This window comes from Saccharothrix hoggarensis, from assembly GCF_052936025.1.
This window is the reverse complement of the sequence record NZ_CP193624.1, coordinates 1,169,378-1,183,073: the sequence shown is the minus strand read 5'-3', so window position 1 is coordinate 1,183,073 and position 13,696 is coordinate 1,169,378. Positions and strand designations below refer to the sequence as shown.

Here is a 13,696-nt window from a genome sequence, read left to right as displayed (position 1 = left end):
ACGGGTGTACCCGCTCCACCTGCCCCAGTCCCGCTTGCTGTTCTTCTTCGTCGGCCTGGTGCTCGCGTTCGTCTGCATCCGGATCAGCGTCCGCCTGATCCGGGCCAAGGTGCGCTGGTGGCCGGGCAACCTGACGCCCGGCGGCACGCACATCCACCACGTCGTGCCCGGCGCCGTCTTCATGATGCTCGGCGGCGTGATCGGCCTGGCCGTGCCGGACGACCAGCACGGCTGGCGGGTCGCCGCGGCCGCGTTGCTCGGCGTCGGCACGGCGCTGGTGCTCGACGAGTTCGCGCTGATCCTGCACCTGCGCGACGTGTACTGGACCAAGGACGGCCGGCTGTCCGTCGACGCCGTCTTCCTGGCCATCGGGATGACCGGCCTGCTGCTCCTCGGCGCCCGGCCGCTGGGCTACGACGAGTTCTACGGCGAGGGCATGGCCGTCCGGGTGCTGGTCATCCTGGTGAACCTCGGGTTCGCGATCGTGGCGCTGCTCAAGGGCAAGGTGTGGACGGGGCTGCTCGGCCTGCTGGTGCCGGTGCTGCCGGAGATCGGCGCGCTGCGGCTGGCCCGGCCGGGTTCGCCGTGGGCCCGCTGGCGGTACACCGAGGGCTCGCGCAAGCTGCGCCGGGCGTACCGCCGGGAGGCGCGCATCCGGCAGCCGCTGATCCGGGCGAAGATCCGCGTGCAGGAGTTCATCTCCGGGCGGCACGACGACGAGGAGGCCTAGGCGTCCGGCCGGCTGTCGTCCGGCTCGCCGACGCCACCACCGTCCGACTCGCTGCCGTCCGACTCGCTGCCGTCCGACTCGCTGCCGTCCGACTCGCTGCCGTCCGGCTCGCCGACGTCGCTGGTCAGCCAGCGGACCGGACGCCCGGTGAACAGGACGAACGTGCCGCCGGGCGTGGCGGTCTCCGCCTCCGCGAACGCCCGCGCGTCCTCCTCCGGCATGTACCGGCTCCCTACCGCCCGCACGTCGTCCACCGACGGCGAACGGTCCGCCCGCTCGACCACGCACTCCGCGGTGACGTACTTGTACGGGTAGGTCGCCTGCTGCACGCACAGGCTGAACGCGCCGGCGCGCGCCAGCAGGCGCGTCTTGCGGGCCTTGCGGCCCTGCGTGCCGGTGAAGAACGTGATCCGGCCGTCCCGGTAGGCGTAGAAGACGGGCACGGTCAGCGGCGGGCGGTCGTCGGCGGCGACGGCGAGCACGGCCACGTGCGGCAGGCTCAGGAACTCGTCGCGCTCGGCGTCGGTCATCGTGCGGGTCACCGTGCCGGGACCTCGTACTCGTCGCGCAGGCGCAGCCACGCCATGGTGGGCGTCTGCGGCCAGCCGTCCGGCGAGTCCTCCCACGCCTCCTGCCGGCCGTACGGCGTGAGGTCGAGCAGGTTGAAGTCGAGGCGCAGCCGGTCGACGCCCCGCGACGTGGTGAAGTAGGTGCGGAACACCTCGTCGCCGTCGCGCAGGAACACGCTGAGCCCGAACCCGCCGCCCAGCCCCAGTTCGTCGTGGAACGCCTGGCCGGACGAGTACCACGGCACCGTCCAGCCCATCCGCTCGCGCACAGCGGCGATCTCGTCCCGCGGCGCGCGGGACATGAGGATCAGCGTGGTGTCGCGGGCGTTGAGGTGGACCTGGTCGCCGAGGTTGTCGGTGAACGAGCAGCAGCCCGAGCAGAGCCAGTCCTGGCCGGGCGCGAGCATGTGGTGGTAGACGACCAGCTGGCGGCGGCCCGCGAAGAGGTCCGCCAAGCCGACGACGGCGCCGTCCGGCGCGGTGAACGCGTGGTCGGCGCCGATCCGGACCATCGGCAGGCGACGCCGGCGGGCGGCCAGCGCGTCCAGCGCGCGGGTGAGCTCCTTCTCCTCGACGAGCAGTTCGTCACGGGCGGTCTGCCACTCCTGTGGCGACACAACGGGCGGTCGGGCCATCGCACACCTCCTGGGTTCCTTCAGGGAACCCACCGTAGCACCGAGCGTTCCCTGAGGGAACCCAGTGCGCTAGGGTGAGGTCGTGCAGCGAACCCGGTTCGGTGAGATGACCTGCTCGATCGCGCGCACCATGGACGTCATCGGCGAGCCGTGGTCACCGCTGATCCTGCGTGATGTGTACGTGGGCGTCTCGCGGTTCGACCAGATCCAGGAAGACCTCGGCATCTCCCGCAAGGTGCTCGCCGAACGGCTGAAGTGGCTGGTCGAGCAGGGGGTGCTGGAACGGCGCGAGTACTCGGCCAAGCCGCCGCGCCACGAGTACGCGCTCACCGCGAAGGGCACCGAGCTGGTCGACCTGCTGCTCGTGATGGTCCGCTGGGGCGACCGCTGGACGGCGGGCGAGGCCGGCCCGCCGGTCCTCTACCGCCACCACGCGTGCGGCCGGACCGGGCACGTCGAGCTGTGCTGCTCGGAGTGCGGGCAACCGATGGGGGCGACGGACATCGACGTCCTCCCCGGCCCCGGCTCGGCCTGACGCGCCGGCACGCGTTCGACGGCGGCCGGCCGCAACCGGACAGCGGTGTGCCCACCCGCCCCGGCGGTCGTACCTTCGCCGACGGGGAGACGACCACGTCGAGCGGGGGCCGGGATGGACGTGCACCACGCCGCGACCGTCCTGCGCAGGGCGGCGGGCGACGGGCGGGAGGCCACCCGCCGGGGCGGGTTCGTGCTGCTGTGCGCGGAGTGCGGCGGAACCGTCGACCTGGGCCTCGGGCCGCTCTACGCCTGCACGACGTGCGGGAAGGCGCGTGCGCCGGCGCACGTGGTGCATCGCGAGCTGCAAGCGCTCGTCTGGGCGAAGTGGGGCGATGCCGCGTGGCGCGCGCGGTGGTACCCGGTGGCGTTCCGGGAGGCGGAAGCCGAGATCGGCGAGGCGTGCGCCGTGCACGACTGGTGCCGGGACTCCCGGCATCGGCGACGCGTGGCCCGCGCGCTGCGCTCGACCCGGTCCCCCGGTCCGGAGTGGTGCCTCCACCTCCTCGGGCGGCGCACGGTCGAACTCGTCGGCCGACGAGCGCTCCTCGCGCCGCTGATCGGCCACCCGCCGCCACCGGACGCCCCGCACCTGTCCGAGCTGAGGGACGTCGCGCGGCGCTTGTCCGAGCGGTACCCCCGCGTGGAACGCCGCCCGAACCGGTGGCCGTGGTCCCAGCGGGACGACGACGTCACGCGACTCCAGGACCGCCTGTGGCAGCTGCTCGCCGTGCCGGCCTGGCGCGGCGCCGATCCGCACGCGTTGTGGGAGCACGCCGTGCTGGCCGAGGACTGGGGCGCCTCCTCGCCGCGCTCGCAGGTGACGAGGCGTCGCGTGCTCGTGGCGGACGCGGTCGGGGACCGGCGCCTGGTGCTGGGCCCGGACCGCGCGGGCGCGCCGCGCGTCCGGGTCGTGCCCCGGCCGGAGCCGCGGGGCTGGGCGCCCCGGTAGGCCCCGCCTCAGTTCACCAGGATGCCCAGCTCGGCGCAGTCGTCCGCGACGTCGCCGGCGCACAGGTCCACCGGCTTGACGACGCTCTCCGCCACCAGCGCCCGGACCTTGTCCCGGGTGATCAGGTCCGCGCCGAGCAGCACGGACTTCACGTCCCGCTTCGAGACGAGGTCGCGGGTGTTGCCGGTGGCCAGGTCGTCGGCCCCGCTGAGGTCGCCCTTGGCCACCGCGATGGCCAGCCGCGCCGCCGCCTCGGCCTCGTCCCGGATCGGCTTGTAGACCGTCATGCACTGGTCGCCGCGCAGGATCGCCCGCAGGCCCTCGACCGTGGCGTCCTGACCGGTCACCGGCACCTTGCCCGCCAGGCCCTTGGACTTCAGCACCTCGATCGCCGCGCCGGCCAGGCCGTCGTTCGCGGCGACGACGCCGTCCACCTGACCGCCGTTGGCGGCGAGCATCTGCTCGAACGCGGCCCGCCCGAGCACCGGGTCCCACTTCTCCACCGGCCGGCTGTCCACCAGCTTCAGCGCGCCGGTGTCGTACTTCGGGCCGAGCTTGCGGCGCTGGCCGTCGAAGAACAGGGTCGCGTTGTTGTCCGTCGGCGCGCCCTGGAGCTCGATGATCCGCGCGCCCGGCCGGTCGCCCAGGCACTTCAGCAGACCTTCGGCCTGCAACTCGCCCACGTTGAGGTTGTCGAACGAGACGTAGTAGTCGGCCGCGCCGCCGAGGCTGATCCGGTCGTAGTTGATGACGGGGATGTTCGCGGCCTTCGCCTTGCGCTCGACCTCGGCGCCGCCCTCGGGGCTCAGCGGCGTCGTCATGAGCACCGCGACGCGGTCGGCGATCATCTGGTCGGCGATGCTCGCGAACTTCGCCTCGTCGCCGTCGGCGTTCTCGACCACGCCGTCGACGCCCGCGAAGTTCAACGCCTGCAAGAGGAGCGGCGCGTCCTGCTCGTCCCACCGGGCTGACGACTCGCGGTCCGGGAGGATCACGCCGACCACCGGTTTCGGGGCCCGGCTGCCCGTCGGCGGGGCCAGCGGGTCCACCGGTGTCCCGCAGGAGGCGACCAGCAGGACGAGCAGGCCGCAGGACACGGCTCTGGGTAGCCTTCGCATTCGCCAACCCCTTGCGCGGCACATCGACGTCTACAGCGGAAAAACGGAATGTTGCGGAATTCCATCCCTCGGGCGGCGGGTTCGTCAAGACGTAGCAACCCCGCAGCTCCAAATGGTCCGCGTCATTCGGTCGGGTGACCTCCCGGAACATCGAACACGCTGGTCGAACCGTTACCCGGGCCCTAATCACCCTCCGCACCCACTCGGCTACGGATGCGGCACGTGCGAAAGAGGGCTACCCGTTCAAGCGATTTATGTGCGAAGGTGTCGCCTGCCGAACCATGGCAGAGGTGTGTGAGGAGAAGCAGCGTGAGAATCATCCCCGCAGCGCTGGTGGCCGCGGCCGCCGCGGCACTGCTCGCCCTGGGCGCCGGACCGGCCGCCGCCGAACAGGCCACGCCGGACCACACCGTCGCCGCCGGCAGTTCGCAGTCGTTCGCGCAGGCCCCGTCGGACGACCTGCAGGACAACCGCGACATGTAGTCAGCCGAAAATCCCCGCTCCCCGGTGAACCGGTGGGCGGGGATTTTCGCGTGCGCGCGACCGGGCGGGAACCCGGCCGCGCGGCCCGCTCAGCCGAGCGCGGTGCCCAGCGCCTGCCAGTCGAGGACCGGCGCGGCCAGGTCGCGGATCGCCGCCAGCAGCCCCAGCCGGGCCCGCCGCACGTCCGCGTCCTCGGCCATGACCAGCACCTCGTCGAAGAACGTGTTCACCGGCGTGGTCAGCCCGGACGCGGCGGCGGCGAACGCGGCCAGGCCCGTCACGCCCGCCGGCACGTCCGCCACGGCCTTGTGCAACGCCACCTCGGCGGGCTCCACGAGCGCCTGCGGGTCGTAGTCGCCCGCGGTGTCGGCGGGCACGATCCGCCGCACCCGCTGCAACGCGGCGACCAGCGCGGCGAAGTCCGGGTTCCCGGCCAGCTCCGTCAGCTCGGTCAACGTCGTGTCGGCAACGGCCGGCGCGTCGGCGAGCGGCAGCACGGCGTTGACGAACCGGTGGTCGTGCCCGGCGTCCAGCAGCTGCTGCTCGTACCGCCGCACGGCGAACTCGCGGGCCGCGTCCAGCGCGTCCGCCGACACGTCGAGCCCCTGCGCGCCCACCTCCTGCGCCGCCAGCGACAACGCCCTGGTCAGCGTGATGCCCTTCAGCCCGGGGAACGCGCGCAGCACGCTCACCGCGCCCAGCGCCGCCCGCCGCAGCCCGAACGGGTCGGAGCTGCCGGTCGGGTTGGCCCCGATGCCGAACAGCCCGGCCAGCAGGTCGAACCGGTCGGCCAGGGACAGCAGCGCGCCGGGCGTGGACGACGGCAGCGCGTCGCCCGCCGAGCGCGGCAGCTCCATCTCCCACAGCGCCCGCGCGACCTCCGGCGTCTCCCCCGCCCGCTCGGCGTACTCGCGGGCCATCACGCCGGCCAGGCTGGACAGCTCGATCACCATCTGCGAGCCGAGGTCGAACTTGGCCAGCTCGCCCGCCCGCGCCAGGGTGTCGTCGGCCGCGCCGACCACATCGGCGAGCCGTCCCGCGAGCGCCGCGATCCGGCCCGCGCGGTCGGCCATCGAGCCGAGCTTGTCGGCGAACGTCAGCTTCTCCAGCCCTGCCTTCATGTCCGCCAACGGCGTGCGCAGGTCGGCGCGCCAGAAGAACGCGGCGTCCTCGTACCGGGCGCGCAGCACGGCCTCGTTGCCCGCGCGGACCAGGTCGACGTCCACCTCGCCGTTCGCGACGGCCACGAAGTGCGGCAGCAGCGAGCCGTCCGCGGCGCGCACCGGCAGGTACCGCTGGTGCTTGCGCATCACCGTGGTGAGGATCTGCGCGGGCAGCTCCAGGTAGCGCTCCTCGAACGAGCCGAGGATCGGCGTCGGCCGCTCGACCAGGTTGGTGACCTCGTCCAGCACGCCGTCGAAGTCCACGACGCCGCCGACGGACGCGGCCAGCTCCTCCGCGCGCTCCACGATGGCCGCACGGCGGCGTTCCGCCGACGCGTCGATCCCGTGCCCGGCCAGGAACTCCAGGTAACCGTCCGCCGTGGACACCTCCACGACCGGCGTGGCCGCGGTGCGGTGCACGCGCGTCTTCGGCTCGGCGGCCAGAGTGGACACCGCGACCGGCACCGGCGTCCCGCCGAGCAGGGCGAGCAGCCACCGGATGGGGCGGGTGAACGACAGCTTCGGGTCGTTCCACTTCATGTTCTTCTCGGCGCGCAGCTCGGACACGACCTCGCCGAGGAGCCCGCTGAGCACCTCGACCGCGCCGCGACCGGGGTCCGTGCGCACGAGGGCGACGTGCTCGACGCCGTTCTCGGTGACGCGGCCCAGCGCGGCCACGTCCACGCCCTGGCCGCGGGCGAAGCCCTGCACGGCCTTCGTCGGGTTGCCGTCGGCGTCGAACGCGGCGGACACGCGCGGCCCGCGCACGGTCTTCTCGGCGTCCGGCTCGCGCGGCGCGACGTCCGGCACGAGCACCACGATTCGGCGCGGCGTGCCGTGGACCTCGACCGCGCCGTGCGCCAGCCGGGTCGCGCCGAGCTTGTCGGCGACGGCCTTGCCGACCGCCTCGACGGTCCGGGTGACCTCGGCGGGCGGCAGCTCCTCGGTGCCGATCTCGAACAGCGCCGTGCTCGGCTCGCCGACCTCGGCGAACGTCGTCGGCAAGGTCGCCGCCGCGGGCGCCTCGGCGATGCCGAGCGGGTGGCCCAGCTCCTCGCGGCGGGCGGCCCACAGCTGGGCGACCTCGCGGGCCAGGCCGCGCATCCGCCCGAACGCGCGGGCCCGCTCGGTGGTGCTGATCGCGCCGCGGGCGTCGAGCACGTTGAACGTGTGCGAGCACTTCAGCACGTAGTTGTGCGCGGGCACGGGCAGGCGCGCGTCGAGCATCCGGCGGGCCTCCGAGGCGTACTCCTCGAACAGCCGCTTGTTCGCCTCGACGTCGGCGTCGTCCAGGTAGTAGCGGCTCATCTCGTACTCGGCCTGGCCGAACGCCTCGCCGTAGGAGATGCCTGGCGCGTAGGCGATGTCCTTGAAGTGGTCGACGCCCTGCAGCGCCATCATGATCCGCTCGATGCCGTAGGTGACCTCCACCGACACCGGGTCCAGCGACATGCCGCCCGCCTGCTGGAAGTACGTGAACTGGGTGATCTCCAGCCCGTCCAGCCACACCTCCCAGCCGAGGCCCCACGCGCCGAGGGCGGGCGAGGCCCAGTTGTCCTCGACGAACCGCACGTCGTGCGCCCGGACGTCGATGCCGAGCGCTTCGAGGCTGCCCAGGTAGAGCTCCTGGGGGTCGCCCGGGTCGGGCTTGAGGATGACCTGGAACTGGGTGTGGGTCTGCAACCGGTTCGGGTTCTCGCCGTACCGGGCGTCGTCGGGCCGCACGCTGGGCTCGACGTAGGACACGCGCCAGGGCTCCGGACCCAGCACCCTCAGCACGGTGGCCGGGTTCAACGTACCGGCGCCGACCTCGGTGTTGTACGGCTGCACGACGACGCAGCCCCGTTCGGTCCAGTACCTGGTCAGCGCGAGCAGCGCATCCTGCATGGTCAGCACGGTGGCAGTCTACGAACGCCGGGGTCGTGACCTCACAATCGGGTAACCGTCCTGGTCAGCCCGCCCGTCGGGCGGTATCACCACGTCCGGGCCCGAGCCTGTGCCAGGCTGATGACAACCCGGACCGACCGTCATGCGTCCTTGGTGGCGAACCCGGGTACATGGGAGGAGTGGGAGTGGACAACCGGCCGCCGAGGCCAGGCGAACCCGACGGGTTCCGCAGGCGACCTGTTCCACCTCGGAGTCCTTCCGCAGGTCAGCCGCCGCGTGGCCAGGAGCCGCCGCGGCGTCCGGAACCACGGGAACGGCTGGACCCTCCGCCCCGCCGCACGCCCGGGCCCCCGACCGGTGAACGCCGGGCGCCCGGCGAGCCGCCGCGCCGTCCCGCGCCCGACCGGGGCAGGGCGGGCGAGCCCGCCGTCCCCGGCCCCGGTGACCGGGACCCGCGCCGCGCTCCCCGGCCGGGTGACCGCGCGAACGCTCCCGAACCCGCCGGTGAACGGGCCGGGGCCGGTGAGCCGGGCCGTCCCGGCACGCCCGGAGCCAGGGCCAGGGCCGGCGGCGAGGCCGCGGGCCGTCCCCCCGCGGGCCGTCGCCCCGCGACCGGCGACCAACCGTCCTCCGGCCAGCGGCCGCGTCCGCCCGTCCGCACGGGTCCGCCGCGCCGTCCCCCGGCGAGCCGCACGAGCGGCGGCTCGGTGGCCGGCCGTTCGGTCCTCGCGCTGTTCTCCGCGATCGTGCTCCTCGGCACGGGCTACGCGTGGGCGAACTTCCAGTCGTTGACCAGCGGCCTCACCACGACGGACGTGATCGGCGACCAGGGCGGCGGCGAGAAGCCCGCCGACGGCTCGGTCGACATCCTCATGGTCGGCATGGACAGCCGCACCGACGCCAAGGGCAACCCGCTGCCCGAGGAGATCCTGCGGGAGCTCCAGGCGGGCGACGAGTCGGCGGGCGGCCTGAACACCGACACGCTGATCCTGATGCACGTGCCGAACGACGGCGGCAAGGCCGTCGCGGTGTCGTTCCCGCGCGACGCGTACGTGACGATCGCCGGCGGCTACGGCCGGCACAAGATCAACTCCGCGTACGGGTACGGCAAGAACGACGCGATCGCCGAGCTGGAGCGCAAGGGCGTCACCAACCCGCAGGAGATCGAGGCGCAGTCCCGGCAGCGCGGCGCGCGGAACCTCATCGAGACCGTCGAGGGCCTGACCGGCGTCACCGTCGACCACTACGCCGAGATCAACCTGGTCGGGTTCTACGAGATCACCAAGGCCGTCGGCGGCGTGGACGTGTGCCTCAACCAGGCCACCCGGGACGAGTTCTCCGGCGCCGACTTCGCCGCGGGTCAGCAGAAGATCCAGGGCCGCGACGCGCTGGCGTTCGTCCGGCAGCGGCACGGGCTGCTGCGCGGCGACCTCGACCGGATCGTGCGCCAGCAGGTGTTCATGGCGGGCCTGGCCAAGCAGATCCTCTCCGCCGGCACCCTGTCCGACCCGGGCAAGCTCAGCTCCCTGATCGACGCGCTGACCAAGTCCATCGTGCTGGACCAGGGCTGGGACGTGCTGCGGTTCGCCAGCCAGATGAAGGACCTGACCGGCGGCAACCTCAAGTTCGAGACCATCCCGACCGGAAACCCCGAGCTGAACACGCCCGAGGACGGCATGGCGGTCGAGGTGAACGAGCGCGAGGTGCGCAAGTTCTTCAAGAACCTCAGCGCCGACCCGAACGCGCCGACCACCGCGGCCCCCGCGATCGACAACTCCACCGTCACCGTCGAGGTGCGCAACGCCTCCGGCGTGCCGGGGCTGGCCGGCCGGGTGCTGCAAGCGCTGGTGACCAAGGGGTTCGTCGACGGCGGCACCGCCAACTCCACGCCCCTCGCCACGTCCGTCGTCCGGTACGGCGTGGACGGCGAGGCGGGCGCGGAGGCCGTGTCGGAGGCCCTCGGCGGGCTGGAGATCGAGCAGGACGACAACGTCCCGGCCGGTCACGCCCGCGTGTTCGTGGGCGGCGACTACTCCGGTCCGGGCACGCAGAACCTCGCGGGCGAGCCGCTGGTCGGCCTGGACGGCGCGCGGCGGCAGCCGCAGCAGCCGGACCCGACGACCACCACCGGCCCTCCCATCACGGCGGACGGGGTCCGCTGCGTCAACTGACCGTCACCGCAGAGCCGCTGTCGTCGAACGTGGGGGTAGGTCGTGGGGGACTTCGCCAGGCGGTTGGGCTGGAAACGGGTGGGCTGGAAGCGGGTGCTGGTCGCGCTCGGCCTGCTCGCCGTGCTCGCGGCCACGCCGTGGGTCTGGGTGCAGGCGAGCAGCGCCGGCTACCGGCACACGGCGGCGGACGTGCCGGACGCGCCGGTGGCGCTGGTGCTCGGCGCGGGCCTGACGCGGGCGGGCACGCCGACGGCGTTCCTGGCGGGCCGGCTGGACGTGGCCGCCGACCTGTACCGGCGGGGCAAGGTCGAGGTGCTGCTGGTCAGCGGTGACAACAGCACCACCGACTACGACGAGCCGAGCGCCATGCGCGCCTACCTGATCGACCAAGGCGTGCCCGAGGACGACGTCGTGGCCGACTACGCGGGGCTGGACACGTGGGACTCGTGCACCCGCGCCAAGCGGATCTTCGGCGTGGAGCGGGCGACCGTGGTGACGCAGGAGTTCCACCTGCCCTGCGCGGTGGCCCTGTGCCGGTCGGCGGGCATCGAGGCGTTCGGCGTCGGGCACGACACGTCGTCGCGGTGGCGGGCGACGACCGCCTACGGGCACTTCCGGGAGGCGGTCGCGTCGGGCAAGGCGATGTGGGACGGGCTCGTGGCGAAGCCCGACCCGCGCTTCCTCGGCCCCCGCGAGACCGGCGTGACCAGCGCCTTGGAGCGCTGAAACTCTACTTTCGGTACTACTCGATTAGCCTAATCGGGCGATAAAACCGGGAAGTCGCGTAAGCGATGGTCGAGTCGCGCTTTCCATCTGCGTGGGGTCTGTCGGGGCCCCGGCGGACTGGAGGACTTGACGGTGCAGATCGACACAGCGACGTACCAACGCGTGCTCGGTGATGAGCTCCGCAGCCTTCGCAAGCAGCGCGGATGGACCCGCAAGGAGCTCAACCGCCGGCTGCAGAGCGAAATCTCGCTGCAAACGCTGGCCACGTACGAACTGGGCACCCGCCAGTGCTCGGTGGTCCGGTTGGTGGAGATCTGCGTCGCGCTGGGCGTGCCCGCGCACCAGGTCCTGGCGCGCGTGCACGAACGCGTGTTCGGTGACGCGCCGACCGGGCACCTGTCGGTCGACCTCGCCGCGGTCGTCGCCGACGGGCGGCCCCAGCTCCAACCGCTGCGCCGCTGGGCGCAGGGCCGGCTCGCCCACCTCGTGCCGGGTCAGGCGGCCGAGGTGCACCTCGACCTGCCCGCGCTGGAGTACATGGCCCAGTTGTGCCAGCTCAGCACGGTGGACTTGATCCGGACCCTGCGGGAGTTGGACGCCCAGCGGCCCCGGTAGCATCGGGGGACCCCCTCCCCTCAGCGATGCAGGAAGTCCGCTTGCCGAACACTCCAGGTGCAGACCCAGCCCGCCTGCCGCTGCGCACCGCGGCCGCCGTGCGACTGGGCAACATGAGTTCCAAGCTGTCGCAGAAGATGGGTCTCGGCGCCGGCGGCATGATCGGCGGCCGGGTCGCGCTGCGGCTCGACCCCCAGGCGTTGGCCCACTTGACGTCCGGCCGTTCGGTCGCGCTCGTGACCGGGACCAACGGCAAGACCACGAGCACCATGATGCTCAGCCGCGCCGTGTCGTTCCTGGGCGAGGTCGCCACCAACCACGGCGGCGCCAACATGCCCGACGGCCACGTGACCGCGCTGTCCAAGCAGCCCGACGCGCCGTACGCGGTGCTGGAGGTCGACGAGGGGTACTTCCCCGAGGTCGTGCGGGCCGCGTCGCCGGCCGTGGCGGTGCTGCTGAACCTCAGCCGCGACCAGCTCGACCGGGTCGGCGAGGTGCGCACCATCGAGAAGTCGCTGCGCACGGCGCTGTCGTCGGTGACCGGTGTCGTGGTGGCCAACTGCGACGACATCATGGTCACGTCGGCCGCCCGCGACTCGGCGAACGTCGTGTGGGTGTCGACCGGCACGGGCTGGCACAACGACGCGGCCTCGTGCCCGCGCTGCGGCGACCCGATCCGGTGGCAGGGCGAGCACTGGCAGTGCACCGGCTGCGACCTGGCCCGCCCGCGCCCGCAGTGGGTCACCGGCGACGGCTACCTGGTCACGCCCGAGGGCGCGAAGGTCGAGCTGTCGCTGCGCCTGCCCGGCAAGTTCAACCTCGCCAACGCGGTGATGGCCGCGGCCGCCGCGGCCGCGCTCGGCGTGCCGGTCGAGGAGGCCGTGCAACGCCTGCGGGGCGTGTCGAACGTGGCCGGCCGCTACCGGACGATCCAGCGGTCCGGGCACCGCGCGCGCCTGCTGCTGTCGAAGAACCCGGCGGGCTGGAGCGAGACGCTGACCGTGGTGCGGGAGGCCGACCACCCGGCGGTGCTCGTGATCAACGCGCACGAGGCCGACGGGCGCGACCTGTCGTGGCTGTGGGACGTGCCGTTCGAGCGGCTGCGCGGCCGGCAGGTGATCGCCTCCGGCGAGCGCGCGACGGACCTGGCGGTCCGGCTGACCTACGCCGAGGTCGAGCACACGATCGTGCCCGACCCGTTGCAGGCCATCGACGCCATGCCGCCCGGCGCGGTCGAGGTGATCGCGAACTACACCGCATTCCGCGACCTGAACGCGAGGGCCGCCCAGTGACCACCAGCAAGGTCCAGATCGCGCTCGTGCTGCCCGACCTGCTCGGCACGTACGGCGACTTCGGCAACGCGGTCGTGCTGGAGAAGCGGATGACGTGGCGGGGCATCCCCGCCGAGATCGTCAGCGTGAACTTCGGCGAGCCGGTGCCCGACTCGTGCGACATCTACGTCGTCGGAGGCGGCGAGGACACCGCGCAGACGTTGGCCGTGCGGCACCTGCGGGAGCACCCCGGCATGCAGCGCGCGGCGACCCGCGGCGCGGTGATCCTCGGCGTGTGCGCGGGAATCCAGATCTTCGGCGAGTCGTTCACCCGGGCCGACCAGGTGACCCACCCCGGTCTCGGGCTGATCGACTCGACGTCCCACGCGGGCGGCAGCCGGGCCATCGGCGAGGTCATCGCGACCCCGGCCGACGGGCTGTTCGAGGGCCTGCTGACCGGCTTCGAGAACCACCAGGGCCGCACCGTCCTCGGCCCGTCCGCCCGGCCGCTGGCCCACGTCAAGGTGGGCACGGGCAACGACGGCTCGGTGGAGGGCGCGGTGCAGGGGCGCATCCTGTGCACGTACCTGCACGGTCCCGTGCTGCCGCGCAACCCGCAGATCGCCGACCTGCTGATCGAGTGGGCGACCGGCGCGAAGCTCGCGCCGCTCGACTTGGCCGACGTGACGCGCCTGCGCGCCGAGCGGGCCAAGGCGGCCGGCGTCTCACTCTGACGCCCCTCGCCCCACCGCGGCACACCACGGCTCGGAACACGGCTCAGTACACGGCGAACCCGCCGGCCCGCACCACTCGGGGCCGGCGGGTTCGCCGTCGTCAGGCCG

At 73.1% G+C, this 13,696-nt stretch carries 13 protein-coding genes; 9 read left to right on the top strand and 4 right to left on the bottom strand.

Translation table 11 applies throughout. The annotated features are described in order from the left end of the window. The first annotated feature begins 4 nt into the window (after positions 1-4). Complete coding sequence (locus tag ACRAKH_RS05910) at positions 5-730, top strand: hypothetical protein (RefSeq protein WP_380722529.1); 726 nt, start codon at positions 5-7, stop codon at positions 728-730. Here the strand turns inward: ACRAKH_RS05910 and ACRAKH_RS05905 are convergent. Both ACRAKH_RS05905 and ACRAKH_RS05900 read right to left on the bottom strand, forming a co-directional pair. Next, a complete protein-coding gene (locus ACRAKH_RS05905) occupies positions 727-1,272 on the bottom strand; it encodes a pyridoxamine 5'-phosphate oxidase family protein (protein ID WP_380722527.1) in 546 nt (181 codons plus the stop codon). The genes ACRAKH_RS05910 and ACRAKH_RS05905 overlap by 4 nt on opposite strands. Next, the gene (locus tag ACRAKH_RS05900) at positions 1,269-1,934 is read right to left on the bottom strand and encodes a DUF899 domain-containing protein (protein ID WP_380722525.1); all 666 of its coding nucleotides are present in this window, start codon (positions 1,932-1,934) and stop codon (positions 1,269-1,271) included. Before ACRAKH_RS05900 ends, ACRAKH_RS05905 begins: the two co-directional genes overlap by 4 nt. Positions 1,935-2,016: 82 nt before the next feature. Here ACRAKH_RS05900 and ACRAKH_RS05895 point away from each other — a divergent pair, with 82 nt between their 5' ends. Then, the gene (locus ACRAKH_RS05895) at positions 2,017-2,469 is read left to right on the top strand and encodes a winged helix-turn-helix transcriptional regulator (protein WP_380722523.1); all 453 of its coding nucleotides are present in this window, start codon (positions 2,017-2,019) and stop codon (positions 2,467-2,469) included. Between the two features lie 114 nt (positions 2,470-2,583). Further along, complete coding sequence (locus ACRAKH_RS05890; RefSeq protein ID WP_380722521.1) at positions 2,584-3,420, top strand: hypothetical protein; 837 nt, start codon at positions 2,584-2,586, stop codon at positions 3,418-3,420. 8 nt (positions 3,421-3,428) lie between these two features. Here the strand turns inward: ACRAKH_RS05890 and ACRAKH_RS05885 are convergent, their stop codons facing one another. Next, positions 3,429-4,538, bottom strand: coding sequence for a sugar ABC transporter substrate-binding protein (locus ACRAKH_RS05885; RefSeq protein WP_380722519.1), 1,110 nt, complete (start codon positions 4,536-4,538; stop codon positions 3,429-3,431). Positions 4,539-4,847: 309 nt separating this feature from the next. Here ACRAKH_RS05885 and ACRAKH_RS05880 point away from each other — a divergent pair, with 309 nt between their 5' ends. Then, on the top strand, positions 4,848-5,021 hold the full coding sequence (locus ACRAKH_RS05880; protein ID WP_380722517.1) for a hypothetical protein: 174 nt from the start codon (positions 4,848-4,850) through the stop codon (positions 5,019-5,021). 89 nt (positions 5,022-5,110) lie between these two features. Here ACRAKH_RS05880 and ACRAKH_RS05875 read toward each other — a convergent pair whose 3' ends face one another. Beyond that, positions 5,111-8,071, bottom strand: coding sequence for a glycine--tRNA ligase (locus ACRAKH_RS05875; RefSeq protein ID WP_380722584.1), 2,961 nt, complete (start codon positions 8,069-8,071; stop codon positions 5,111-5,113). A gap of 707 nt (positions 8,072-8,778) precedes the next feature. Between ACRAKH_RS05875 and ACRAKH_RS05870 the strand changes: the two genes are divergently transcribed. The 5 genes from ACRAKH_RS05870 to ACRAKH_RS05850 all read left to right on the top strand — a co-directional run bounded on the left by ACRAKH_RS05870 (position 8,779) and on the right by ACRAKH_RS05850 (position 13,588). After that, positions 8,779-10,242 carry an LCP family protein gene (locus tag ACRAKH_RS05870; protein WP_447009673.1) on the top strand — a complete coding sequence of 488 codons (1,464 nt, stop codon included), beginning with the start codon at positions 8,779-8,781 and terminating at the stop codon, positions 10,240-10,242. 42 nt (positions 10,243-10,284) lie between these two features. Further along, complete coding sequence (locus ACRAKH_RS05865) at positions 10,285-10,968, top strand: SanA/YdcF family protein (RefSeq protein WP_380729304.1); 684 nt, start codon at positions 10,285-10,287, stop codon at positions 10,966-10,968. Positions 10,969-11,100: 132 nt separating this feature from the next. Continuing rightward, positions 11,101-11,583: a helix-turn-helix domain-containing protein gene (locus tag ACRAKH_RS05860; protein ID WP_380729306.1), complete on the top strand. Its 483-nt coding sequence runs from the start codon at positions 11,101-11,103 to the stop codon at positions 11,581-11,583. Between the two features lie 113 nt (positions 11,584-11,696). Continuing rightward, positions 11,697-12,875 (top strand): Mur ligase family protein, encoded by a 1,179-nt coding sequence (locus tag ACRAKH_RS05855; RefSeq protein ID WP_380729308.1) that lies wholly within the window; start codon positions 11,697-11,699, stop codon positions 12,873-12,875. Beyond that, complete coding sequence (locus ACRAKH_RS05850) at positions 12,872-13,588, top strand: type 1 glutamine amidotransferase (RefSeq protein WP_380729310.1); 717 nt, start codon at positions 12,872-12,874, stop codon at positions 13,586-13,588. The genes ACRAKH_RS05855 and ACRAKH_RS05850 overlap by 4 nt, the downstream gene beginning before the upstream one ends. Positions 13,589-13,696: the final 108 nt, after the last annotated feature.